The sequence below is a fragment of the Paucibacter sp. JuS9 genome, assembly GCF_044043925.2.
Lineage (GTDB): Bacteria > Pseudomonadota > Gammaproteobacteria > Burkholderiales > Burkholderiaceae_C > JAUASW01.
The window spans coordinates 2,559,442-2,584,832 of record NZ_CP194172.1 but is presented as its reverse complement, the minus strand read 5'-3'; the positions used below and the strand labels follow the sequence as shown (position 1 = coordinate 2,584,832).

Annotated in this window: 20 protein-coding genes; 16 read left to right on the top strand and 4 right to left on the bottom strand. The window is 64.4% G+C overall.

Annotation, left to right across the window (positions count from 1 at the left end; all coding sequences use genetic code 11):
- Nucleotides 1–118: 118 nt before the first annotated feature.
- The 4 genes from ABT392_RS11565 (at nucleotide 119) to phaR (ending at nucleotide 5,857) form a co-directional block, all read left to right on the top strand.
- Entirely contained in the window at nucleotides 119–1,537 is a 1,419-nt protein-coding gene (locus ABT392_RS11565) for a coniferyl aldehyde dehydrogenase (protein ID WP_395385731.1), read from the top strand.
- A 15-nt stretch (nucleotides 1,538–1,552) separates the two neighbouring features.
- Nucleotides 1,553–3,166: a GMC family oxidoreductase gene (locus ABT392_RS11560; protein WP_395385732.1), complete on the top strand. Its 1,614-nt coding sequence runs from the start codon at nucleotides 1,553–1,555 to the stop codon at nucleotides 3,164–3,166.
- Between the two features lie 26 nt (nucleotides 3,167–3,192).
- Complete coding sequence (locus ABT392_RS11555; RefSeq protein WP_334275998.1) at nucleotides 3,193–5,166, top strand: alkyl/aryl-sulfatase; 1,974 nt, start codon at nucleotides 3,193–3,195, stop codon at nucleotides 5,164–5,166.
- Between the two features lie 109 nt (nucleotides 5,167–5,275).
- Entirely contained in the window at nucleotides 5,276–5,857 is a 582-nt protein-coding gene (gene phaR / locus ABT392_RS11550) for a polyhydroxyalkanoate synthesis repressor PhaR (RefSeq protein ID WP_395385733.1), read from the top strand.
- Nucleotides 5,858–5,868: 11 nt separating this feature from the next.
- Here the strand turns inward: phaR and ABT392_RS11545 are convergent, their stop codons facing one another.
- Nucleotides 5,869–6,588 (bottom strand): substrate-binding periplasmic protein, encoded by a 720-nt coding sequence (locus ABT392_RS11545; protein ID WP_395385734.1) that lies wholly within the window; start codon nucleotides 6,586–6,588, stop codon nucleotides 5,869–5,871.
- Nucleotides 6,589–6,802: 214 nt separating this feature from the next.
- On the opposite strand from ABT392_RS11545, the gene rimO reads away from it, so the two are divergent.
- Both rimO and ABT392_RS11535 read left to right on the top strand, forming a co-directional pair.
- Nucleotides 6,803–8,224 carry a 30S ribosomal protein S12 methylthiotransferase RimO gene (gene rimO / locus ABT392_RS11540; protein WP_395385735.1) on the top strand — a complete coding sequence of 474 codons (1,422 nt, stop codon included), beginning with the start codon at nucleotides 6,803–6,805 and terminating at the stop codon, nucleotides 8,222–8,224.
- 11 nt (nucleotides 8,225–8,235) lie between these two features.
- A complete protein-coding gene (locus tag ABT392_RS11535) occupies nucleotides 8,236–9,426 on the top strand; it encodes a PLP-dependent transferase (protein WP_334275994.1) in 1,191 nt (396 codons plus the stop codon).
- Here the strand turns inward: ABT392_RS11535 and smpB are convergent, their stop codons facing one another.
- Nucleotides 9,427–9,894, bottom strand: coding sequence for an SsrA-binding protein SmpB (gene smpB / locus ABT392_RS11530; RefSeq protein WP_334275993.1), 468 nt, complete (start codon nucleotides 9,892–9,894; stop codon nucleotides 9,427–9,429).
- Nucleotides 9,895–9,953: 59 nt separating this feature from the next.
- Here smpB and ABT392_RS11525 point away from each other — a divergent pair, with 59 nt between their 5' ends.
- Together ABT392_RS11525 and ABT392_RS11520 are read left to right on the top strand one after the other, a co-directional pair.
- A complete protein-coding gene (locus ABT392_RS11525; RefSeq protein ID WP_395385736.1) occupies nucleotides 9,954–10,421 on the top strand; it encodes a type II toxin-antitoxin system RatA family toxin in 468 nt (155 codons plus the stop codon).
- Complete coding sequence (locus tag ABT392_RS11520; protein WP_395385737.1) at nucleotides 10,408–10,758, top strand: RnfH family protein; 351 nt, start codon at nucleotides 10,408–10,410, stop codon at nucleotides 10,756–10,758. Before ABT392_RS11525 ends, ABT392_RS11520 begins: the two co-directional genes overlap by 14 nt.
- A 49-nt stretch (nucleotides 10,759–10,807) precedes the next feature.
- On the opposite strand, the gene ABT392_RS11515 is transcribed toward ABT392_RS11520, so the two are convergent.
- Entirely contained in the window at nucleotides 10,808–11,305 is a 498-nt protein-coding gene (locus ABT392_RS11515; RefSeq protein ID WP_334275990.1) for a DUF4124 domain-containing protein, read from the bottom strand.
- Between the two features lie 124 nt (nucleotides 11,306–11,429).
- Between ABT392_RS11515 and guaB the strand changes: the two genes are divergently transcribed.
- The 8 genes from guaB (at nucleotide 11,430) to ABT392_RS11475 (ending at nucleotide 24,828) form a co-directional block, all read left to right on the top strand.
- Complete coding sequence (guaB, locus tag ABT392_RS11510; RefSeq protein WP_395385738.1) at nucleotides 11,430–12,902, top strand: IMP dehydrogenase; 1,473 nt, start codon at nucleotides 11,430–11,432, stop codon at nucleotides 12,900–12,902.
- 62 nt (nucleotides 12,903–12,964) lie between these two features.
- Nucleotides 12,965–14,215: a TCR/Tet family MFS transporter gene (locus ABT392_RS11505; protein WP_395385739.1), complete on the top strand. Its 1,251-nt coding sequence runs from the start codon at nucleotides 12,965–12,967 to the stop codon at nucleotides 14,213–14,215.
- Between the two features lie 36 nt (nucleotides 14,216–14,251).
- Complete coding sequence (gene guaA, locus ABT392_RS11500; protein ID WP_334275987.1) at nucleotides 14,252–15,886, top strand: glutamine-hydrolyzing GMP synthase; 1,635 nt, start codon at nucleotides 14,252–14,254, stop codon at nucleotides 15,884–15,886.
- A 221-nt stretch (nucleotides 15,887–16,107) separates the two neighbouring features.
- Nucleotides 16,108–17,418 (top strand): tyrosine-type recombinase/integrase, encoded by a 1,311-nt coding sequence (locus tag ABT392_RS11495; protein ID WP_395385740.1) that lies wholly within the window; start codon nucleotides 16,108–16,110, stop codon nucleotides 17,416–17,418.
- Nucleotides 17,419–18,601: 1,183 nt separating this feature from the next.
- Nucleotides 18,602–21,310 (top strand): TonB-dependent receptor, encoded by a 2,709-nt coding sequence (locus tag ABT392_RS11490; RefSeq protein WP_395385742.1) that lies wholly within the window; start codon nucleotides 18,602–18,604, stop codon nucleotides 21,308–21,310.
- 70 nt (nucleotides 21,311–21,380) lie between these two features.
- Nucleotides 21,381–22,073, top strand: coding sequence for a PepSY domain-containing protein (locus ABT392_RS11485; protein ID WP_331175277.1), 693 nt, complete (start codon nucleotides 21,381–21,383; stop codon nucleotides 22,071–22,073).
- A gap of 8 nt (nucleotides 22,074–22,081) precedes the next feature.
- The gene (locus tag ABT392_RS11480; protein ID WP_464970779.1) at nucleotides 22,082–23,890 is read left to right on the top strand and encodes a 2Fe-2S iron-sulfur cluster-binding protein; all 1,809 of its coding nucleotides are present in this window, start codon (nucleotides 22,082–22,084) and stop codon (nucleotides 23,888–23,890) included.
- Between the two features lie 77 nt (nucleotides 23,891–23,967).
- Nucleotides 23,968–24,828: a hypothetical protein gene (locus tag ABT392_RS11475; protein WP_395385744.1), complete on the top strand. Its 861-nt coding sequence runs from the start codon at nucleotides 23,968–23,970 to the stop codon at nucleotides 24,826–24,828.
- Between the two features lie 62 nt (nucleotides 24,829–24,890).
- On the opposite strand, the gene cueR is transcribed toward ABT392_RS11475, so the two are convergent.
- The gene (cueR, locus tag ABT392_RS11470; protein WP_395386832.1) at nucleotides 24,891–25,361 is read right to left on the bottom strand and encodes a Cu(I)-responsive transcriptional regulator; all 471 of its coding nucleotides are present in this window, start codon (nucleotides 25,359–25,361) and stop codon (nucleotides 24,891–24,893) included.
- Between the last annotated feature and the right edge of the window lie 30 nt (nucleotides 25,362–25,391).

The window sequence follows — 25,391 nt, the reverse complement described above, 5'->3', positions numbered from 1 at the left end:
GGTGATGCCGCACCTGAGCACCATGCGGCACCAAGGCGGCGACCCGCAAAGACTACGGGCAAAGCCACCGGCTGCCAAGCGCAGTTGCCCGCAGCACGCATCCGCAGGAGACAAAGCAGTGACGCCTTTGACCGCCCAGGCCAGTGCCGCCAGCTTGCTGGCCGCGCAGGCCGCCGCCCATGCGGCCGAGCCGACGCCCGACCGTGCAACGCGCGTCGACCGACTGACCCGGCTGCAGACCCTTATCGAGTTCCATGCGCTGGAGTTCGTGCAGGCCATCGCCCAGGACTTCGGCCAGCGCTCGTCGCACGAGACGCTGCTGGCCGAGGTTGGCATGGTCAGCAGTGCCATCACCGGCACCCGCCGGCATCTGAAGCGCTGGATGCGGCCCCGCCGGCCCGCCACAGCGCTGGCCTACTGGCCGGCGCACAACCGGCTCTTGCGGCAGCCACTCGGCGTGGTGGGCATCGTGGCGCCATGGAACTATCCGCTGCAGCTGAGCCTCGGCCCGGCCGTGGGCGCGCTGGCCGCCGGCAATCGGGTACTGATCAAACCCTCGGAACTGACACCGGCTTTCTCGGCCTTGCTGCAGCGCCTGGTCAGCCAGTATTTCAAGCCGGAGGAGATGGCCGTGATCTGCGGTGACGCCGAACTGGCGGCCGCCTTTGTGGCCCTGCCTTTCGACCATCTGGTCTTCACCGGCTCGACGGCCGTGGGCCGCAAGGTGGCTGCTGCAGCGGCGCCCAACCTGACGCCCTTGACGCTGGAGCTGGGCGGCAAGTCGCCGGTCATCATCGACGCCTCGGCCGACCTGGCTGTCGCCGCTGCGCGCATAGCCTTCGGCAAGCTGCTCAATGCCGGCCAGACCTGCATCGCGCCGGACTACCTGCTGGTGCCGCGCGGCCAGGGCAGGGTGCTGGCGGAGACCTTGCAGCGCGAAGTGCTGCGCATGTACCCGACGCTGGAAGCCAACCCGGACTACACGGCCATCATCAGCCCGCGCCACCGCGCGCGCCTGCAGCAGATGCTGGACGAAGCGCAGACACAAGGCGCCACGCTGGTGCCGCTCAGCGCGGAGCAATTGCCTGCGGGCAGTCGCAAGTTCGTGCCGACCGTGGTCCTGAACCCCAAGCCCGGCATGCAGCTGATGCGGGAAGAGATCTTCGGGCCGGTGCTGCCCATCGTCGAGGTCGACGGCGCCGATGCCGCGATCGCGCATGTGAAGGCCGGTGATCGGCCCCTGGCGCTGTACTGGTTCGGTCGTGACGCAGCGCGGCGTGAGCAGGTGCTGCGCGAAACCATCTCCGGCGGCGTCACCGTCAACGACTGCCTCTGGCATTTCGGCCAGGAGAACCAGCCCTTCGGCGGCGTCGGAGCCAGCGGCATGGGCGCCTATCACGGCGAAGCCGGCTTCCGTACTTTCAGCAAGGAGAAGCCGGTGTTCATGCAGTCACGGTTCAACGGCATTGCGCTGCTGCATCCACCTTACGGCGCGACCTTTGAACGCATGTTGAAGCTCTTGAAGCTGATCGCCTGAACGCGCAGGACCACCATGACTGAATTCGACTACATCATCGTTGGCGCCGGATCGGCCGGTTGCGCCATGGCCGCACGCCTGAGCGAAGACCCGGAAACCACCGTCTGCCTCGTAGAGACAGGCGGCCCGGACAGCAGCGTGCTGATCCATGCGCCTGCCGCCGTGGTGGCGATGCTGCCCACCAGGATCAACAACTACGCCTACCAGACCGTGCCGCAGCCGCAGCTGAACGGCCGGCGCGGCTACCAGCCGCGTGGCCGGACGCTGGGTGGCTCCAGCTCGATCAACGCCATGCTCTATGTGCGCGGCAACCGCTGGGACTACGACCATTGGGCCTCGCTCGGCAACGGCGGCTGGTCCTATGAAGACGTGCTGCCGCTGTTCAGGCTCGGCGAGCACAACGAGCAATTCGGCGCGCCGTATCACGGCCAGGGTGGTCCGCTCAACGTGACCTACCAGGATCACCGCAGCCCTCTCAACGAGGTCTTTCTGAAGGCGGCACAAGCCCAGGGCATTGCCCTGAATCCGGACTACAACGGAGCCGAGCAGGAAGGCGCGTTTCTCTACCAGGTGACTCACAGGAATGGCGAGCGCTGCAGTGCAGCCAAGGCCTACCTCACGCCCAAGCTCGCGCGCCGCAACCTGACCGTGCTGACGCGCACGCAGACCTCGCGCGTGCTGCTGGAAGGGCGGCGTGCCGTCGGTGTCGAGATCATCCGGGGCAACGAGCGCAAGCAGCTGCGGGCACGCTGCGAGGTGGTGCTCGCCGCGGGCGCCTTCGGTTCGCCGCAGCTCTTGCAGCTCTCCGGCATCGGCGCTGCCGCCGAACTGCAGCAGCTGGGCATTCAATGCGCGATGGACCTGCCCGGCGTCGGCAAGAACCTGCAGGACCACATCGACTATGTGCAGACCTGGAAGTTGCCGAGCACGACCGAATCCTTCGGCCTCTCGCTGCGCGGCGGCTTGAAGACCACGGGGGCCATGCTCGAGTGGCGCAACAAGCGCACCGGCATGATCACCAGCACCTTCGCCGGTGCCGGTGCCTTCCTGCGCTCGACGCCCGAGCTGCCGGCGCCGGACCTGCAACTGGTCTTTGTCATCGCCATCGTCGACGACCATGCTCGCAAGCTGCATCTGGGGCACGGCATGTCCTGCCATGTCGATGTCCTGCGCCCCTACAGCCGTGGCACGGTGAGCCTGCAAAGCCTGGATCCGCGCGACGCACCCTTGATCGATCCGCGCTTCCTCTCCGATGAGCGCGATCTGCGCTTGCTGGTGCGTGGTGCACAGATGCAGCAGCGGCTGATCGAGTCCTCGCCCTTTGATGAGGTGCGCGGCAAGCAGCTCTACCCAACCGACGCAAATGACTTGAAGAGCCTGGAAGCCGACATCCGCGCCCGCGCAGACACGCAGTACCACCCGGTGGGAACCTGCAAGATGGGCCCAGCCGACGATGCGATGGCGGTGGTGGATGAGCGCCTGCGGGTGCGGGGCATTGCCGGCCTGCGTGTGGCCGATGCTTCGATCATGCCGACCGTGGTGGGCGGCAATACCAATGCACCGACGATCATGATTGGCGAGAAGGCGGCGAAGATGGTGCGCGAAGATCGACTGCAGAAGGCCGCTTGAGAACAAATGACCAGGAGACAAGAGCGATGAAGTTCATTCAGATGAAGAAGTCCGCGGCCCTGCTGGCTGTGCTTGCCCTGCTTGCCGGCTGTGGCCGCAACAGCGGTGTCGGCGGTGCCGCAGGCGACGCAATGCCGGCCACCGTGCAGGCCAACGAGCAACTGGTGCAGGGGTTGAAGCTCGACGACCCGCAGGACTTTGAAGATGCCAAGCGTGGCTTCATCGCGCGGCCCGAAGGCAAGATCGTTGCCGCTGATGGCAGCGTGCTGATCGACTTCGACGCTTTCAAGTTCGTTCAGGGCCAGTCGCCTGCCACGGTCAATCCGAGCCTCTGGCGCCACGCGATCCTGAATGCGCAGATCGGTCTGTTCAAGGTCACGGACGGCATCTATCAACTGCGCGGCTTTGACATCGGCAACATGACCCTGGTCGAGGGCAAGACCGGCTGGATCGTCATCGATGCGCTCACCGCGCGGGAAACCGCCGCCGCGGCCCTGGCCTTTGCCCGCAAGCATCTGGGCGACAAGCCGGTCACGGCCCTGGTCTTCACGCACAGCCATATCGACCACTTTGGCGGCGCGTTGGGCGTGGTCTCGGCGGCCGACGTTGCTGCTGGCAAGGTGCCGGTGATTGCCTCGGCCGGCTTCATGGAAGAAGCCACCAGCGAAAACGTGATGGTGGGCACGGCGATGGGCCGCCGCTCGATCTACCAGTTTGGCCGCGACCTGGATCGTTCGGCCAAGGGAATGGTCGACACGGGCCTTGGCAAGGGCGTGGCCTACGGCACCTTCGGCATCCTGCCGCCCACACAATTGATCACGCAGCCGACGCAGGAGCTGGTGCTCGACGGCGTGCGCTTCGTGTTCCACAACGTGCCTGGGGCCGAGGCGCCGGCCGAGCTGACTTTCTCCATTCCAGACAGACGAGCATATGGCGGCGCCGAGAACCTGGCGCAGACCATGCACAACCTCCTGCCGGTGCGCGGCGCCAAGGTTCGCGATGCGCTTCGCTGGTCCGGCTACATGCAGGAAGCACTGGAGCAGACGGCCGATGCCGAGGTCTATTTCGGTCAGCACAACTGGCCGATCTGGGGCCAGGCACGCATTGCGGAGTTCATCACCAAGCACCGCGACACTTACAAGTACCTGCACGACCAGACGGTGCGCCTGATCAATGCCGGCCATACGCCGCGCGAGATCGCCGAACTGGTGAAGCTGCCCAAGTCCTTGCAGTCCTATTTCGGCGCCCGTGGCTACTACGGCGATACACGCCACAACGTCAAGGCGATCTACCAGTTCTACCTGGGGGCCTACGACGGCAATCCGGCCAACCTCGACCCGCTGCCGCCGCAGGAGTCGGCCAAGCGCATGCTGGCGCTGATCGGTGGTGCCGACAAGGCCGTGGCTGCAGCGCAAGAGGCGTTCGACAAGGGCGAGTACCGCTGGGCGGCCGAGCTCCTGAACCAGGCCGTGTTCGGCCAACCCGATCACAAGGGTGCCAAGGAGTTGCTGGCGCGCACCTACGACCAGATGGGCTATATGTCCGAGGCCTCGACTTGGCGCAACAGCTACCTCACGGCCGCTGCCGAGCTGCGCAACGGCCCGCCCAAGAAGGGCGTGAGCCGCGCGGGCTTCATCGACATGCTGTCGCAGACACCGGTCGAACGCTTTCTGGAAGCCATGGCGGCCGGCCTCGATGGCCCCGCGGCCGAGGGCAAGGACTTGAAGGTCAATCTGGTGCTGTCCGACACCAAGGAGTCCTTCGTGCTCTGGATCGAAAACTCGGTGCTGCACCACAAGAAGGGCGAGCCTGCCAAGGACGCCAATTCGACGCTGACCCTGACCAAGCCGATCTTCATCAAGATGATGGCCGGCACGGCTGGCGTCAAGGACACGCTGCTGAGCGACGAGCTGAAGATCGACGGCAGCAAGATCGACCTGGTGCGCTTTTTCGGCCTGATCGACAAGGCGCCGGGCACCTTTGCCATTGTGACCAAATAGCCGGACAAGTGCTTGCAATGCAGGCGCCGCGGGGCTCGGGGGTAAACCCGTCCGGTCCTGCGGTGCCCGCCTCCTAGAATCTTGCTGCAACGCAATATAGGAGCAAGCGATGGCGACTGCCCGCAGAGGCAAGACGAAGGCGGAAGAAGGCGCAGCACCGGCTGAGCCCGAGCTGCGCATCCTCAAGAAATACCCCAACCGTCGCCTCTACGACACCAAGACCAGCAGCTACATCACGCTGGCCGACGTGAAGAAGATGGTGCTGGACGGCCAGGCCTTCGAAGTGCGCGATGCCAAGACCGCCGAGGACCTGACCCGCGCCATCCTTCTGCAGATCATCCTGGAGGAAGAAACCGGTGGCGTGCCCATGTTCACCACGCAGTCACTGGAGCAGATCATCCGCTTCTATGGGCACGCGATGCAGGGTGTGATGGGCGAGTACCTCGAGAAGAACATGCAGACCTTCTCCGAGATGCAGAAGAAGTTTGTCGACCAGAGCCCCGGCCTGGCCTTCAGCCCCGAGACCTGGGCCAAGTTCATGGGCACGCAGTCGCCCATGATGCAGGGCTTGATGGGCGGCATGGGGGGAATGGGCGGCTATGTCGAGCAGGGCAAGAACCTGCTTGAGCAGATGACCGAACAGATGCAGAAGGCTTTCCCGGGGATGCCGGGCTTCCCGCCCAAGAAGTAAGGCGGTGCTGGCTACTGCAGCCCGTGCCGGCTGCGGATCTGCTTCAGCGTTCCGCTCTCGTCGAGCTTTTGCAGCGCCGCGTCGATGGCCTTGAACTGGGCCTCGGTCACAGAGCGCTTGCTGAGCATCAGCCGTGCCGAGCCTTGCATCGGCAGGTAGTCCAGCTCGACCAGGTTGAGTTTTTGCCGCAAGAGCAACTGGCGCATCGCCGCGCGGTCGGCCAGCACCAGGTCGCCGCGGCCTGCCTTGAGCATTTGCAGCGCATGGCCCAACTGGTCGTAGTGCGAGAGCAGGCCGTCGTTCCGCAAAGCTGGCTTGTGCGCCTCGAAACCCTCGCCGAACCAGCCAAAGCTCTGGCTGATCACGCCGATGCCGCGCGAGCGGATGTCCTCGAAATTCTTGATGTCGCGCAGCTTGGGCGCCTTCTCGGGCAGGGCGAACAGCGCCACGGCCTCGACGAAATAGGGCGCCGTGAACCAGGCGACTTCGCGCCGCTCGGCGGTCATCGAGGCGGCGGGCAGGATGTCGATCTCACCGGCCAGGAACATCGTGTAGCGACGGCGCCGCGGCAGCTCGGGCAGCAATTCCAGGGTGCAGCCAGCCTGTTGCAGGATGGCGCGCACCAGCTCGATGTCGCTGCCCTGCATCTGGCCTTCGGCATTCATGTAGAGATAGGGCGGGCGCTGCTCGACAGCCATGCGCAGGGGGCGCTCGCACGCTGGGGCGGCCATGGCTCGGCCGAGGAGCAGGACGCTTGCGAGCAGCAGGCAGAGGCGGCCGAGGACAGCGGGGCGGGGCAGTGACATGGGGACGGGGACCGTACTGCAGGAGAGAGGAGGGGCCGACGCCGCGATGCTAATCCTCGCGGGCGCGCGGGTCATCGGGGAGATTGCCCAGATACAATGCCGGCCCAGCTTCTCAGCCAGGTCGACCGGCGGAAATCAAATGGAAACAACGACTTACGACACCGCCGCCGCGAAGATCGGCAACCCCGCTCCCAAGATTGGCTTTGTTTCGCTCGGCTGCCCCAAGGCGCTGACCGATTCGGAGCTGATCCTCACGCAGCTGCGCGCCGAGGGCTATGAAACCTCCAAGACCTTTGCCGGTGCGGACCTGGTGATCGTCAATACCTGCGGCTTCATCGACGATGCGGTCAAGGAAAGCCTGGACACCATCGGCGAGGCACTGGCCGAAAACGGCAAGGTCATCGTGACCGGATGCCTGGGCGCCAAGGCTGGCGCGAGCAGCCCGGACGCCGGTGGCCTGGTGCGCGAGATGCACCCGAGCGTGCTGGCCGTGACCGGCCCGCATGCCACGCAAGAAGTGATGGACGCGGTCCACACCCACGTGCCCAAGCCGCACGATCCCTTCATCGACCTGGTGCCCGAGTCCCGCGGCATTGCCGGCATCAAGCTCACGCCCAAGCACTACGCCTACCTGAAGATCAGCGAAGGCTGCAACCACCGTTGCACCTTCTGCATCATCCCGAGCATGCGCGGCGACCTGGTGTCGCGGCCGATCGGCGATGTGCTGAGCGAGGCGCGCGCGCTGTTCGAATCCGGCGTCAAGGAATTGCTGGTCGTCAGCCAGGACACCAGCGCCTATGGCGTGGACGTGAAGTACCGCATGGGCTTCTGGGACGGCAAGCCGGTCAAGACCCGCATGTACGACCTGGTCGCCCAGCTCGGCGAGCTGGCCAGGCAGCATGGCGCCTGGGTGCGACTGCACTACGTCTACCCCTATCCGCATGTCGACGAGGTGCTGCCGCTGATGGCCGAAGGCCTGGTCCTGCCTTACCTGGATGTGCCGCTGCAGCATGCCCACCCGGAAGTGCTCAAGCGCATGAAGCGCCCGGCCAGTGGCGAGAAGAACATGGAGCGCATCCTGCGCTGGCGCGAGACCTGCCCGGAGATCGTGATCCGCTCGACCTTCATTGCCGGCTTCCCCGGCGAGACCGAAGAGCAGTTCCAGTACCTGCTGGACTTCATGGCCGAAGCCCGCATCGACCGCGCCGGCTGCTTTGCCTATTCGCCCGTGGAGGGCGCCACCGCCAACGAGCTGGACGGCGCGCTGCCGCAGGAAGTGCGTGAAGAGCGCCGTGCGCGCTTCATGGCGGTTGCGGAGCAAGTGTCGGCCGAGAAGCTGCGTTCGCGCATCGGCGCCAACATGCAGGTGCTGGTTGATTCGGCCCCGGCGCTGGGTCGCAAGGGCGGGGTGGGCCGCACCTATGCAGACGCCCCCGAGATCGACGGCACCGTGCGCATCCTGCCGCCCGAGAAGGCCAGCAAGATCCTGAAGGTCGGTGAGTTCACGCGCGTACGCATCGTCGCCGCGGAAGGCCACGACCTGGTCGGCATGCCGATCTGAAGGAGCGCGTCTTGAGTCACAAGAAGCGCGCCATCTCGACCGAGCAGATCCACCATCCCTACCAGCCGCCCGAGGGCTGGAGCGCCCATCCGGTGGGTGTTTTCAAGGCCTCGACCGTCCTGTTCAAGGATACGGCCGACCTGCGCCAGCCGCGCCCGCGCGACGGCCTGAGCTACCGCTACGGCCTGCACGGCACGCCAACGAGTTACACGCTGGGTGCGCGCCTGGCCACGCTGGAGGGCGCCGAGCATTGCCTGCTGACGCCATCGGGCCTGTCGGCTGTCACGCTCGTAAACCTGGCACTCTTGCAGCCGGGCGACGAGGTGCTGCTGCCGGACAACGTCTATGGCCAGAACCGCTGGATGGCGGTCGACTACCTGCCGCGCCTGGGCATCACGCATCGCTTCTACGACCCCTTGAATGCCGAGGCCTTGCCGCTGTCGGAGAAGACCAAGCTGGTCTGGCTGGAGGCGGCCGGCTCGATCACGCTCGAGTTCCCGGACCTGCTGGGCCTGCTGGGCCGCTGCAAGGCCGCTGGCGTGCTCACGGCGCTGGACAACACCTGGGGCGCCGGCATTGCCTTCAATGCCTTCGAGATCGCGCCTGGTATGGGTGTCGACATCTCGGTGCAGGCGCTGACCAAGTATCAGTCGGGCGGCGCGGATGTCCTGATGGGCGCGGTCTACACGCGCGATCTGGCGCTGCGCAATCAGCTGGACAACTGCCATGAGCACCTGGGCTACGGCCTGGGTCAGAACGATGTGGAGCTGGTGCTGCGTTCGCTGCCGACGATGGAGCTGCGCTATCGCGCGCAAGACCTGACGACGCGCGCGCTGGCGGCGTGGATGCAGTCTCGCCCGGAGATTGCCCAGGTGCTGCATCCCGCGCTGCCTGGCTCGCCAGGACACCAGCATTGGCTGGAGACGAGTTCTGCCGGTGCGGCCTGCCTGTTCTCGGTGGTGTTCAAGCCGCAGTACACGCAGAAGCAGGTCGATGCCTTCATCGACGCGCTGGAGCTGTTCGGCATCGGCTACTCATGGGCCGGCCCCATGAGCCTGGCCGTGCCCTACAACATGAGCCAGAGCCGCTCGCTGACGATGCCTATCGCGGCGGGGCCGCTGGTGCGCTTTGCCATCGGCCTGGAGGCGCAAGCCGATCTGCGCGCGGACCTCGAGCAGGCACTGGAGTCGGCGCTGGGCTGATCAGTCCTTCGACGAGTTTGCCGGCACTGCGTGCCGCATCAGCCGGCCTTTCTCGCGCTCCCAATCGCGCTTCTTCTCGGTCTCGCGCTTGTCGGCCTTGTCCTTGCCCTTGGCCAGGGCGATGTCGCACTTGATGTGGCTGCCCTTGAAGTGCAGGTTCAGGGGCACCATGGTGAAACCCTTCTGCTCGACCTTGCCGATCAGGCGACGGATCTCGTCCTTCTTCATCAGGAGCTTCTTGGTCCGGTCCGCCAGCGGGTTGACGTGGGTGGATGCGGTGCGCAGCGGGTTGATGCGGCAGCCGATCAGGAACAGCTCGCCGTTCCTGATCATCACGTGGCCGTCTGTCAGCTGGACCTGGCCGGCACGGACCGCCTTGACCTCCCAGCCTTCCAGCACCATGCCGGCCTCGAACTGCTCTTCGATGTGGTACTCATAGCGGGCACGGCGGTTTTCGGCGATGGACATTGGGAGGCAGGTTTCGCGAGTTCGTGCGGCAGGGCCGCCAATACAATTGCGCCCATTGTATGAAGCACGTCAAAAAGTCCGTTCTGCTCTGGTACTCGCCGCGCGAGATGTATGAGCTGGTCACCGATATCGCCCGCTATCCGGAGTTCCTGCCCTGGTGCGAGAAGGCCGAGACCATCGAGCAGCGCGAGGATGGCGTGACCGCCAGGCTGGGCCTCGCCTATGGCGGCGTGCGCCATGCCTTCACCACGCGCAACACCCATGAGAGCGGCCGCCGCGTCAGCATCGAGCTGGTCGATGGGCCCTTCTCCAAGCTCGAGGGCAACTGGTTCTTCGTGCCGCTGGGCAAGCCCGGGGCCGAGGGTGTCGGCGAAGAATCCAAGGCCTGCAAGATCGAGTTCGACCTCTGCTATGCCTTCTCCAGCAAGGCGCTGGAGGCTGTGGTCAGCCCTGTGTTCGACCGTGTGGCCAATACCTTTGTAGACAGCTTTGTGCAGCGTGCCGAAAGCGTCTATGGGCCTCGCTGAGCCGCGGCCGGGGCGCATCCGCGTCGAGCTGGTGTGGAGCCCGGCGGCTGGCGATGTGAGGCATGCCTGGCTCGACCTGCCCGAGGGCTGCACGGTGGAGCAGGGGCTCAATGCCTGCGCGGAATTTGCTGACCAACTGCCCCGACTGGCGGAACTGGCCGTGGGTGTCTGGGGGCGGGTGCAGCCCTTGAGCCATGGCTTGCGCGATCAGGACCGCATCGAGGTGTACCGACCGTTGACCGTTGACCCGAAGGAGGCGCGGCGCCAGCGCTATCACGCGCGTGGCCAGCGGATTGTTTCCCGGCACAGGCCCTTGGGCGGAAAGACCAGTCGCTAGGCCTGCGGCAAGACCAGCGCCCAGGACTCGGGCAGGTGGGCTCGCTGTTTCAGCGGCACTCGCTGGCGATGACGGCGCGGGCGCGCTGCACTTCTTCGGCGCGCTGCTTGTCGTCGATGACGATGGGCTCGCCCTGCTCGTTGTTGCGCTTGATGCGCACGCCGCTTTCCAGCATCTGCAACTGGCCCTTGGCGCTGCGGCAGTTCTCGGCCCGCTGGGCGGCCTGCTTGCGCTCAGTTTCCTTGAGCTTGGCTGCCTGCTCCTGTTCGAGCTGACGCTGGCGGGCTTGCGCTTGGGGCTCAGGGCGGGAGGCGGCGCTGGCCGCTGCCGAGGCAGCTTCGGGCGCGCTGGCTCCGAACTGGCGCACGACCACCGGCTGGTAGCGCTGCGGCGGCTTCTGGAGGATGTCCTTCTCGGGCGTTCCCGACGGCGGCGGCCGGTCGCTGTACTGGACGTTGCCGCTGCTGTCCTTCCATTTCCATTGCGCCTGGGCCCCGCTGGCAAGGGTCAGCAGCAGCAGCAGGCAAAGCGTGGAGGACAGTCGCATGAGGCGGGGCCCGAAAGGCGTTACAGCAGGGTTGCGAGCGAGTGTACTGGCAGGTCTTCACCCCACCAAGGCGAGAGTGTGAACTGCTTCCGTATAATGCCGCTTTGCGTCTGGAGCTTCCCACATGCGCCTTCTCGGCAAAGCGCTCACCTTCGACGATGTGTTGTTGGTGCCAGCCTTCTCCCAGGTGTTGCCTCGCGACACCAGCCTCGCCACCCAGTTGTCCCGCAATATCCGCCTGAACCTGCCCCTGGTGTCTGCCGCCATGGACACGGTGACGGAAGCCCGCCTGGCCATCGCCATGGCGCAGGAGGGCGGCATGGGTATCGTGCACAAGAACCTGACCGCGCAACAGCAGGCCGCCGAGGTGGCCCGCGTGAAGCGTTACGAGTCCGGCCTCTTGCGCGACCCGATCACCATCACACCCGAAACCACGGTACGCCATGTCAAGCAGCTCTCCGAGCAGCATGGCATCTCCGGCTTCCCGGTGTTGGAGGGTGCAAAGGTCGTGGGCATCGTCACCGGCCGTGACCTGCGCTTTGAGACGCGCAATGACGCCCCGGTGCGCGAGATCATGACCCCGGCCGAGCGCCTGATCTATGTGAAGGAAGGCGCTTCGCTGGCCGAGGGCAAGGCGTTGATGCACAAGCACAAGCTCGAGCGCGTGCTGGTGGTCAACGATGCGTTTGAACTGCGCGGCCTGATGACCGTCAAGGACATCACCAAGCAGACCAACTTCCCCAATGCGGCGCGTGATGCGCAAGGCAAGCTGCGCGTCGGCGCCGCGGTCGGCGTGGGCGAGGGCACCGAAGAGCGTGTCGAGCTGCTGGTGCGAGCCGGCGTCGATGCCATCGTGGTGGACACGGCTCACGGCCACAGCGCCGGTGTGATCGAGCGCGTGCGCTGGGTCAAGCAGAACTATCCGCAGGTCGACGTGATCGGCGGCAATATCGCCACCGGCGCGGCCGCGCTGGCGCTGGTGGAAGCCGGCGCCGACGGCGTCAAGGTCGGCATCGGCCCGGGCTCGATCTGCACCACGCGCATCGTTGCCGGTGTCGGCGTGCCCCAGATCACCGCCATCGACTACGTCGCCACGGCGCTCAAGGGCACTGGCGTGCCGCTGATCGCTGACGGCGGCATCCGCTACTCGGGAGACATCTCCAAGGCCATCGCCGCCGGCGCCAGCGCCGTGATGATGGGCGGCATGTTTGCCGGTACCGAAGAGGCCCCGGGCGAGGTCGTGCTGTTCCAGGGTCGCTCTTACAAGAGCTACCGTGGCATGGGCTCGATCGGCGCGATGAAGGCCGGTTCGGCGGACCGCTATTTCCAGGAAAACGACGAGACCAGCAACCCCAACGCCGACAAGCTGGTGCCCGAGGGCATCGAGGGTCGCGTGCCCTACAAGGGCTCGCTGGTGGCCATCGTGTTCCAGATGGCTGGCGGCCTGCGAGCCTCGATGGGCTATTGCGGCTGCGCCAGCATCGCCGACATGCACGACAAGGCCGAGTTCGTCGAGATCACCTCAGCGGGCATTCGCGAAAGCCATGTCCACGATGTGCAGATCACGAAAGAAGCACCCAACTACCGTTCCGAATAAGACGGGTTGGGCATGACGAACGGGGCCTAGTGCCCCGTTCCTCACTTAAGGAATTCAAGCCAGTGAGCGATAGCGCAGTTCCCAGCCGTTCCGTCAAATCCGCCGGCATGGGCTTCATCATGGTGGCGGTGCTGATCGACATGATCTCGATCGGCCTGATCATCCCGGTGCTGCCGCCGCTGGTGGGCACCTTCACGGCCAACCAGGCCGATCATGCGTTCTGGTACGGCGCGGTGGCTTTCGCCTTCGGCTTTGCCAACTTCCTGACCTCGCCCATCCTTGGCGCGCTGTCGGATCACCATGGCCGCCGCCCGGTGCTGCTGCTGGGCTTCTCCGGCCTGATGCTCAGTTTCTTCGTCACGGCCATGGCTACCGCGCTGTGGATGCTGATCGCCATCCGCCTGGTCAGTGGCGCCATGCAGGCCAATATCGCCGTGGCCAATGCCTATGTCGCCGACATCACCCCGCCCGAGGAGCGCGCCAAGCGCTTCGGCATGCTGGGCGCGGCCTTCGGCATGGGCTTCATCCTCGGCCCGGTGATGGGTGGCATGCTTGGTGCCATCGACCTGCATCTGCCTTTCTTCGTGGCTGGCGGCCTGGCGCTGGTGAACTGGTGTTATGGCTTCTTCGTGCTGCCCGAGTCGCTGCCGCTGGAGCGTCGCCGAGCCTTTGACTGGCGCCACGCCAATCCGGTCAGTGCTTTCAGGAAGCTCTCTGCCTTGCGCGGGGTCGGCCCGCTCGTGTGGGTGATCGCGCTGGCCGGCCTGGCCCAGTTCGTCCTGCACACCAGCTGGGTGCTCTACACCCACTTCAAGTTTGGCTGGGGTCCCAAGGAGAACGGTTGGTCGCTGTTTGCCGTGGGCGTGATGTCAGTGATCGTGCAGGGCTTCCTGCTGCCGCGCCTGCTCAAGCTGTTCAGCCCGCAGCGCCTGGTCATCCTCGGCCTGGCTTCGGCCACGGTCACCAATTTCATCTGGGGTGCCGCCACCGAGGGCTGGATGATGATTGCCATCATCTTCCTGAACGTGCTGGGCTTTGCTTCAAGCGCTGCCATCCAGAGCCTCATTTCCAATGCGGCGGATGCCAAGAACCAGGGCGAGACCATGGGCGCGGTGTCGTCGCTGAACAGCCTGATGGCGGTGCTGGCGCCGGTGCTTGGCGCCACGCTCCTGCACGCGGTGTCCGAGTTGCCGCGCGGCGACTGGCGCATCGGCGCTCCCTTCTATTTCTGCGCCCTGCTGCAAGCAGTCGCGCTGTTCTTTGCCTGGCGGCATTTCGCTCGCGTTCGAGCGGCACGCACCGCAGCAGCCTGAACGAATCAAGCACCTTTTCAAGCTCGAGTACCCACCATGAACCACGACAAAGTCCTGATCCTCGACTTCGGCTCCCAGGTGACGCAGCTGATTGCGCGCCGGGTCCGCGAGGCCCATGTCTATTGCGAGATCCATCCGAACGACGTGTCGGACGAGTTCATCCGCAGCTATGCGCCCAAGGCCATCATCCTGTCGGGCAGCCATGCCTCCACCTATGAGGACCACGAGCTGCGCGCACCGCAGGCCGTGTGGGATATCGGCGTGCCGGTGCTGGGCATCTGCTACGGCATGCAGACCATGGCCGTGCAGCTGGGTGGCAAGGTGGAGTGGAGCGACCACCGCGAGTTCGGCTATGCCGAGGTGCGCGCGCATGGCCACACCAGGCTGCTGGACGGCATCCAGGACCATGCCACGCTGGAAGGCCACGGCATGCTCAAGGTCTGGATGAGCCATGGCGACAAGGTCACCGTGCTGCCGCCGGGCTTCAAGCTGCTGGCTTCCACGCCGAGCTGCCCGATCGCCGGCATGGCGAACGAGGAGAAGGGCTATTACGCCGTGCAGTTCCACCCCGAGGTGACGCACACCTTGAAGGGCCAGGCCATTCTGGAGCGCTTCGTGCTCGGCATCGCCGGCTGCAAGGGCGACTGGATCATGGGCGACTACATCGCCGAAGCCGTGGCCAGGATCCGTGAGCAGGTGGGCGATGAAGAGGTCATCCTAGGCCTGTCGGGCGGGGTTGACTCTTCGGTCGCTGCCGCGCTGATCCACCGGGCTATCGGCGACCAGCTGACCTGCGTCTTCGTCGACCATGGGCTGCTGCGCCTGAACGAAGGCGACATGGTGATGGAGATGTTCGAGGGCAAGCTGCATGCCAAGGTGATTCGCGTGCAGGCCGAAGAACTGTTCCTCGGCCAGCTGGCCGGCGTGACCGACCCCGAGAAGAAGCGCAAGATCATCGGCGGCCTGTTCGTGGACGTGTTCAAGGAAGAGGCGGCCAAGCTCAAGGCGGCCGGCGCCGGCCACAAGGGCGAGCATGGGAGTCGCGCCGTCAAAGGCGCGACGTTCCTCGCCCAAGGCACGATCTACCCCGACGTGGTGGAGAGCGGCGGCACCAAGACCAAGAAGGCCACCACGATCAAGAGCCACCACAATGTGGGCGGCCTGCCGGAGCAGCTCGGCCTGAAGCTGCTGGAGCCGCTGCGCGAGCTGTTCAAGGACGAGGTGCGCGAGCTGGGCGTGGCCCTGGGCCTGCCGCCCGAGATGGTCTACCGCCATCCGTTCCCGGGCCCGGGCCTGGGCGTGCGCATTCTTGGCGAAGTGAAGAAGGAATACGCCGACCTGCTGCGCCGCGCCGACGCGATCTTCATCGAGGAGCTGCGCAACACCAAGGACGAAGCCACGGGCAAGACCTGGTACGAGCTGACATCTCAGGCATTCACCGTCTTCCTGCCCGTCAAGAGCGTGGGCGTGATGGGCGATGGCCGCACCTATGACTACGTGGTGGCCCTGCGCGCCGTGCAGACCAGCGACTTCATGACGGCCGATTGGGCCGAGCTGCCCTACAGCCTCCTGAAACGCTGCTCGGGCCGCATCATCAATGAAGTGCGCGGCATCAACCGCGTGACCTACGACGTGTCGAGCAAGCCGCCGGCAACCATCGAGTGGGAATAATTCAAAGTCGTGCCGGGTCGTCCAACAGGGTCCGGCGTTTTGGAATAAGCATAGTGCTGACAAGGGCTTAGAGATCCCAGTTGGTCTCAGATCGTCCCAGTCAAGCTCAGGTTTGCAGCCGGTACTGAATGCGGTACTGAAGTGCTGGTTCCCGATGACCCGTTTTGCTACCGTCAGACGCGCTGACGGTACCTATTGCGGTACCAATTGGGGAGAGCACGATGCTTACGGACATGCAGTTGCGGGCGTTCAAGCCCACTGGGAAACTCTACAAAGTTGCCGATCAACAAGGGCTCTACGCGGCCGTGACACCGACGGGTGTGATCAGCTTCCGCTTCGACTACCGGATCCAAGGTCGACGCGAAACGCTGGTCATCGGCAAGTACGACTCCTCGCTCGGCGCGAGGAAGCCGCGTGAGGTCAGCGAGCTTGCTTACGGACATTCCGTCACATTGGCGGAAGCAAGGCTGCTGCTGGCGCAAGCCCATCGGTCCGTTGAGCAAGGGGAGAGCCCTTCGCGTGCCAAGGCTGACAAGCGGCTCGAAGCTGCGGAGGCACTGACCTTCGGAGCTTGGTCCCTGAAATACTTTGCCGAGGCCAAGTTGGCTGATTCGACCAAGGCGATGCGACGGTCCATCTACGACCGGAACCTTGCCAACGAATTTGGCCGCTTGAAGCTGGAGGAGCTCACGCCGGCGCGTCTCCTTGCACGATGTGAGCGGATCAAGGAGCGGGGGGCATCGGCACCTGCAGTGCATGCACGTGAGATCGTCTTGCAGGTCTATCGGTTCGTCCAAGCCCGCGGCTTGAAGATCGACAACCCGGCGGAATCGATTCGCCCCAGCGCGATCGCCACGTTCAGGGCGCGCGACAGGGCGCTCTCGCCTTCAGAGATTCATGTCTTCTTCAATGCCTTGGAGCAGACAGCGACTCTTCCAACCTTGCGCTTGGCACTCAAGTTCATGTTGTTGACGCTGGTGCGCAAGTCCGAGTTCATTCACGCGACATGGGACGAGGTGGACTTTCAGAACGCTGTTTGGTCGATTCCCAAAGAGAAGATGAAGGCAGGTCGGCCTCATAACGTCTATCTGAGCCAGCAAGCTTTGGACATCCTTGTCGCCTTCAAGACTTGCTTTGGGGCCAGTACCCATTTGCACCCTGGGCGATACGAGACGACATTGCCAATCAGCGCGGCGACCCTGAATCGTGTCATTGACGCGACCGTGACGCTCATTCGCAGCCGAGGCGAAGACTTTGAGCCATTCACGGTCCACGATCTCCGCCGGTCCGCGAGCACGTTGTTGCATGAGGCAGGATTCAACAGCGACTGGATTGAGAAGTGCCTAGCGCATGAGCAGAAGGGCGTGCGTGCGGTCTACAACAGGGCAGAGTACGCCGAACAGCGTCGACGCATGCTTCAGAATTGGGCTGACATGCTGGACGAATGGATCCAGACAAGACCTCGTAATAGCGCATTGGAAGATTGCGCCGGTAGTGCAACGTCCTCGACCAAGACGGGTTGTTTGGATTGATCGCAGTTGCTGTCTGGTGCGGCGGCGGCGGAGCACTCGATCAGTGCGACGTCCACGGCCATATCGATTTTGAGTCGGCCCGGCTGGGCGTCGACCAGTCGCGGCTTTTCGGGCACTGGGGAGTACCTCTCCAGCAGAAGGCGAAAACGAAGGGGCGCCCGTCGTAGGGGAGCTGAGCCCGGATGCCATCTGGCTTGCCAAGATCGAGCCGTTGCTGTGCGTCGTGCTGTGCCTCTGCATATCAGGGCAGCTCAGCTAGAACCAATGCCTTAGGTATTGCGCGCCGCCACCGTGTTCATCCGAGCGCGGGCATCCTGCAAAAATCAGCAGTGTCGATGGAGCCCGTGATTGTGACCTTCCGGCAGAGTGTTGACAGTGCCCGAGGGGCAAGCCAATTGGCACTGGAGGCCACCTGCACATTCACATCGCCTTCCCCCAAGCACGGGAACACCCTAGCTAGACATGTTTGCCATCGTTTGATGCAATGCAACATCAAGTCTGTCAAGCTTCATGAAACTCATTGGCTTTTGGTTGTTGGTTCTGCTCGCCGTCCTCGTGCCGGCGACAGCTTCCATTGCCACGTCGATGATTTGCCCGCCTGCAACCGTGGCCAAGGCCCAGGTTCGCGGGCAGGTCGTTCAGCCTAAGAGCGTTGCCAAGCACGCGGCAGCCTCGGGGTCTCATGCCCGAGTTGCCAGGGCCAAGACTGATTCCAAGAACGCCGTTGCAGCCGATCAGCAGGCTGAGCACTGCTGCGACGCGACGCCTTGCAGCCACTGCGCTGGCTGCGGTTCCTGCGCCTCGATGGCCGCCACAGCGGACCTCGGCGCGCATGCCCGTCCAGTCGCCACGTCGGCCCTTCCTGAGCTTGGCGGGCCGCGAGCTGAATTCCTGCTGTCTGGGCAGGAGCGGCCGCCACGAACCAGCTGACTCAGCAGTACTGCCGGCCGGCGGCATGCGCGACTGCGCGTGCTTGCACGGCCCGGCCAGGGATTGGCTGAGTCGCATGCTTCGGTAGACGGACCGGCCCCTATCTTCCCTTGCCCGGTTTTCCGCGAAGTCCTACTTCCCGTCCATCGTCATGTGCTCGCCAACGAACGATTGGTTCGAAGGTGCTTTGAGCTCGCGACCAGCCCCATTGAGGCGGCGGCGCGCGGCACCCAACTGGATGTACATGATGTCAATGAAACTCGCACAAACGGCGATCTCCGCAGCCGTCCTGCTTCTCGTCAACAATGCAATCGCGCAGCAGGCAGGTGCCGCCGACGCTGGCACCGCACAGAACGCATCCCTTGAAAAAGTCCAGATCACGGGCAGCCGCATCAATCTGAAGCAGGCGCAGATTTCCGGGGTCGGCCCTGTCACGGTGATCGATGCCGAGGCCATTCAACGGACCGGCGCAATCTCGGCCGAAGTCTTGCTTCAGCGCCTGCCTGCATCGGCCGGTGGCGCGGGCAACCAGACCAATGCCTACTGGACCGGCAACGGCTACGGCACGACCCAAGTCAACCTGCGCGGCCTGGGCATCAACCGCACCCTTGTTCTGCTGAACGGCCGTCGCGTCGTCAATGGTGGGACGGGTGCCAACAGCGCGGTCGACCTGAACATGATCCCGGTCGCGCTGATCGAGCGCGTCGAGGTGCTGAAGGATGGCGCATCTGCGATCTACGGCGCCGACGCGGTTGCCGGCGTGGTCAACATCATTACCAAGAACGGCCTCAAGGGTGGCGAGGCCTCGATCCGCTACGGCAAGACGTCGCGCGGCGACGGCGATGAAAAGGCCGTCGACTTGTCCTGGGGCTTGCAGACCACGGGCGGCTCGCTGGTTACGGGCATCAACTATTCGGAGAGCGGTGCCATCAACATGGCTACCCGTGCGCCTTGCGGCCTTGGCGAAGTGAACGGCAAGCTGGAATGCGTGGGCAGTTCGTCCACCATCGGCGGCCGCGCGCGTCTGGCCGACGGGCAGCGGATCAACTTCAACCAGACGCCTGGTGGGAGTCCGAGCTCTTACGAGACCTACTCGGCGACCAAGCACAACTACAACAGCAACCCGGCGCTGAACGCGGTCAACCCGATCAAGCGCCTGGGCCTGAGTGCTTTTGGCACGCTGAACCTGGCTGAGGATACCCAGCTCTTCACCGAGATGCTGTTCTCGCATCGCGAATCGAACCAGTTGGCCACACCGGGCTCGCTCGGTGTCTATCGCCCGATCAACATCGCGGCCAACCACCCGACGAACCCGACCGGGCAGAGCCTGGTTCTAGAGCGGCGGCGGCTCGAGGAAGGTGGTACACGCACCTTCTCGCAGGAGTCCAACATCTTCCGCGTTGTCGCCGGCGTCAAGGGCAGCATCAGCAACAACTGGGATTGGTCCGCTGCGCTGAACTGGGGTCGCAACACCGGCACGGATGGCACGACCAATGTGGCCAACCTGGATCGCGTGGACCTGACGCTTGATCGCACGAAGTGCAGCACGGCTCCAGGGGCCGCGATCCCATGCGGCAACTACCTGGGCTACGGCAATGTGACGCCGGAGGTACTTCGCTACATCATGGCGACGACCCGCGACAACGGCGGCAATGACCAGAAGGGCATCAGCGCCAACATCAGTGGCGAGCTGTTCATGCTGCCTGCAGGCCCGGTGGGTTTCGCCGCTGGCGCCGAGGCGCGCAAGGAAAGCGGTTGGCGCAACCCGGACAACCTGACGGTGCTCGGCATCGCGAACACCAACAAGGCGGATCCGATCGCCGGTTCGTACACCGCGCGCGAGGTCTATGCCGAGTTGGCCGTGCCGCTGCTCAAGCGCCTGCCCTTCGTCGAGTCGCTGCAATTCAACACCGCAGCGCGCTACTCCGACTACAGCCTGTTCGGTTCCAAGAGCACCTACAAGGCCGGCCTGGACTGGCAGATCGTGCCCAGCCTCAAGCTGCGCAGCAACGTGTCGTCGGCCTTCCGTGTCCCGAATATCCCTGAGCTCTACGGCGGCGTGTCCGAAGGCAATCTGACGACCACCGACCCGTGCAGCAACTGGAGCGCGTTGCCCACCACGTCCATCGTGTCGCAGAACTGCAAGGCCGCCGGCGTTCCGGCCGGATTCAAGCAGTTGGGCAACACCATCCTGACGACGGTCGGCGGCAACCCCAAGCTGGAGCCGGAGGATGCGAAGACCATCACAGCGGGCGCGGTCTGGTCGCCGAGCAAGACGCTGACGCTGACCGTTGATTACTACAACATCAAGATCAGCAACGCGATCCAGAGCGTGGCCGGTTCGACCAAGCTCGCGACTTGCTACAACACGACCGGGCTGGCTCACATCTTCTGCAGCCCGTCCAGCTTCACCCGCAACAAGACCACCGGTGAAATTGATTTCCTGTCGTCGCAACCGGTCAATGCGGCGGACGAGAAGATCTCCGGTATCGACGTCGGTGCGCTGTACGAGTTCAATCTGGCCGGCTTCACGACCACGCTCAGCGCCGAGTTGTCGCATCTGAAGAACTATGAGGTGCGTCCGTTCCCGGGAGCCGCTGCCATCGACTACACCGGCAAGATCACCGGCGGTCGCGGCAGCTATACCCAGTGGCGTTCGCTCAGCTCGTTGACGATGGCCAAGGGTCCGTGGTCGGGTTCCTACACGATGCAGTACATCGGCTCTGCCGATGACATCAACGCCGCACCGACCGACATTGGCGCCAAGGCCCCCACCGTGACCTACCACTCGGCGCAACTGAAGTACGCCTTCAGCAAGCAGCTCGATGTGGCCTTCGGTATCGTCAATCTGTTTGACAAGAAGGCGCCGTTCATCAAGTCCTACACAGATGCGAACACCGACACGATGACCTACGACCTGCAAGGGCGTCGTTGGCATCTGCGTGCCGGCTATCGCTGGTAAGCCTCCGTGGCGCCGCGGGCAACAGTCCGCGGCGCCGTCAGAGTGCATCAACTGCTGTGAGACAAAGCATATGAACCTACCCTTCTGGGTGCGCCGAGCCCACAAATGGATCGGCCTCGTCATTGGCGTCCAAGCCTTGCTCTGGATGCTCAGTGGCGTCTACATGACGGTGATCTCGCTGGACGTAATCCACGGCGACCATCTCGCCCATGTCTTCGATGAGCCACTCGAGCGCAGTGCAGAGCGACTCGATATCAATCAGCTGGCCAAGCTGCGCCCGGGCTTCGAGTCACTCAAGCTGAAGAACTTCCTGGGCAAGGAGGTCTATGAACTCCGCGCCGGCGGCAAGACCAGCTTGGTGGATGCCCGGTCGGGCGACCTGTTGAGCCCGCTGCCGCGCGAGCAGATCGTGGCCCGTGCCAAAGACATCTACCAGGGCGAAGCCGAGATCCGCGAAGTGACCTGGATCACTCAGGCACCACAGGAGGTGGCCAAGCGCCCGGTGCCGATGTGGGCGGTGCGTTTCGACGACCGCGCCAACTCGACGCTTTACTTTTCACCGGACAGCGGCGATCTGCTCGCCCGTCGCCACGACCTGTGGCGCTGGTTCGATTTCCTGTGGATGTTCCACATCATGGACTACGACACCCGTGACGATGTCAACAACAGCCTGTTGCGGATCGCAGCTGGCGTCGGCCTTGTGTTTGCCCTGAGCGGTGCATGGCTGGTGTTCTACAGCTTTCGGCGGAGGGCACAGGCATGAGCCCCTGGATGCGCAAGATACACAAATGGATCGGTCTGCTGATCGGCTTGCAGTTGGTGCTTTGGATGTGCAGCGGCCTTGTCATGAGCCTGCTGGACGCCGAGCAGATGCGTGGCCGCGAGTTCCGTGCGCCAGCAGCGGCCAAACAACCCTGGCCGACCGACGCCGTGCCCGTGAGCGGAATGCTGGCAGCGGCGCGCGAGTCAGCTCAGACCGTCTCGACGGGCTGGCTGGTTGACCGCCCGGTCTACCGGCTGGCCGGTGAGAAGTCGACCCACCTGATTGATGCCCATAGCGGCCAACGCGTTGACCTCGATGCTGCTCTGGCGCAGCGAGTGGCTGAGGCCTCATACCGGGGCCCAGGCAAGGCAATTCAGTCAGAACTGGTGGATCGCTCACTGGAAACCCGCGCTCACGAAGGCAAGGTCTGGCGCGTGGCGTTCTCCGATGCCGAAGATACGACGGTCTATCTGTCTCTGCAGGGCGATGTGCTGGAGCATCGAAACAAGACCTGGCGCTTGTTCAACTTCTTCTGGATGCTGCACATCATGGACTACAGCGGGCGCCAGGACTTCAACAACCCGCTGGTCGTCAGTGCGGCCATTGGTGGATTCTGGCTGGCCCTCAGCGGCATCTGGCTGCTGTTCACCAGCTTCAGTCTGGCCGAGTTCATTCCCAAGCGCTGGCGCGGAACCCGGTCGCTGATGGTCCACGCGCCCGATGGCAGCCGGCTGCGCAGCATGCGTGCTCATGCCGGCGACACGGTCTTTGTCGCGCTGGCCCAGCAAGGCCTGCAACTACCTTCGAACTGCGGAGGCGGGCAGAGCTGCGGCCTTTGCGAGGTTCGCGTGCGTGGGGCTGCGCCGGAAGCAACCAGCGCTGATCGTGCGGTGCTGGCACCATCCAGGATCGAGGCTGGATGCCGTCTTGCCTGCAACCTGAAGCTGGACCGTAACCTCGACATTGAGGTTCGTGGGGGCATGGCGCTGGGCGAGGTCCATGAGGCTCAAGTTGAAAGCGTCCGCGCGCTGTCGCCATTCATGCGTGAGGTTGTGCTGTTGCCCAAGGACAAGCCGGGGCCGGAGTACCGGCCGGGGTCCTTCATCCAGGTCCATGTGCCAAGCTACAGGATGGCCAAGCACCAGATCGATGCGCCGCCGGAGCATCACTCGGCATGGTCCGGGCTGCACCTGCCTCCGCAGTGGACCAGCGGTGCGCTGCTGCGGCGCTCCTACTCGCTGTCGGCACCGGTGCAGCAGACCGATGGTCGGCTGACCCTGCTGGTGCGCTTCTGCCACGGCAAGCAAGGGGGCAAGAACCATCCGCCCGGCAAGGGCTCGGCCTATGTCTTCGGTCTCAAGGCGGGCGACAAGCTGCAATACAGCGGGCCCTTCGGTGACTTCGCCATCCAGCACGGTGAACACGAGAAGGTCTTCATCGGCGGCGGCGCCGGCATGGCGCCGCTGCGCGCGATGGTGCGGGATCTGCTGGAGTCGGGTGCGAGCGAGCCGGTCCATTTCTGGTACGGCGCACGAACGGCTGCTGACGCTCCCTACGTGGACGAGATGGAAGAGCTGGCGGCACGCTTCGACAACTTCAGCTGGCAGCTGGTGTTGTCCGAAGAGAGGGGCGGGGCAAGGCCATCGGGTATGGTGCACGAGGCTGTGCGCGAGGGCCTGCTGCAGTCGCATCCGGATCTTCAGACCTGCGACTTCTACCTGTGTGGGCCGCCACCGATGCTGACCGCGACCCGTACCATGCTGAAGAGGTTAGGCGTGCAAGACGACAGAGTGGCCTTCGACGACTTCAAGATCTGAAGTAGGGCGCGCACCCACCCGGCATACGGCTTCAGGGCCGTGCCATAGTCTGGCTGCGTGCCCATCTCGTCGAGCCCATGCCGCCACCTTTCCGTCGATTCCTGATTGCTCTTGCCTGCATCTGTCTGTCGCGCCTCGCCGAAGCCCAGCCGCGGGTGGTCTGGCTATCGCTGGAGGGCTCGCCGAAGAGCGCGGCCTCCGGCATCGTCGTATCAAGAATACAAGCGCTTCCACCCGGGGAGCAGGCGCGACGATGGCTGGTCGAACGCCTACCGAAGTTCAGCCACCAGCACGACAACGCCAGCGTCGCACGCATTGAGCAATTGATTGCCGATGGTCGTGAAACCTACTGCTATGCCAATGCGCTGCGTACGCCGCAGCGCGAAGCCAACGCACTTTTCAGCGAGCCGGTTCTGCACCGGTTGCCCAGCCGCGTCATCATCAGGGCAGACCGTCAAAGCCTGCTCAGCCCGCACCTGAACGGCAGGCGACAAGTTCAGCTGCGCTCGCTCATCGACGACCCCAAGCTGCAAGGAGCGGTGACCAGCCTGCGCAACTATGGTCCATTGATCGATCCGGTGCTGTCCGCCGCCAGCGGCCCGCAGCGCGTCACCCACTACGACACGCCCAGCCGCATGCTGATGGCTCGCCACATCGACTGGATCATTTCCGAGCCTGCGGCGCTGGTTGGTCTCGTCAAGAACGATCCCGATCTGCCTCGCACACCCACCCGCAGCTTCGAGGTCGCCGGTCCTGCCGCGGCGGTGGTGACCTATGTGATGTGCGGCCGTACGGCGACGGGACGCCAATTGGTCACTGCGCTGAATCGACTGATGGCCAAGCATGCTGACCGGCCCTGGGAGCAGCCCTACGTCGAGCTATTGGATAGCAATGAGCGCGCGGACCTGATGCGCTTGCGCCAGCAGTCGCCTCGGTAGTCCAAAAAGAGTTCTCGCGCTGCGATGGAGTTCCACGCTCACCCGTCGCACGCGCCAGGGTCCTACTGGAATTGCGTCTTCTTGCGCAGCTGAGTTGCGGCGGGCTTTGACTGCTCGGGGTGAGGCTCGCGAGCGCCGCCAGCCGCTTGCCCCGCCAAGTTATCCAGGATCGGGCACTCGGGCCGTTCGTCGCCATGGCAGCAATGCACCAGGTGCTCCAGCGTCGCCTTCATCGCCAGCAGCTCTTGCGCCTTGGCTTGCAGCGCCTCTATGTGGGCCTGCGCCATTGCCTTGACGACGCGGCTCGGCCGGCGCCGGTTCTGCCAGAGCCCCACCAACTCGCCGATCTCGGCGATCGAGAAGCCCAGGTCGCGTGCCTGGCGGATGAAACGCAGGGTGTGGACCTCGTTGTGGCCGTACTGCCGATAGCCCGACTCGGTCCGACGCGCTGCCGGCAGCAGGCCCACCTGCTCGTAGTGCCGGATCATCTTGGCCGAGACGCCCGACGCCTCGGCCGCCTGCCCAATGTTCATGCCATCCATCGAATACTCCAGTCCATCATG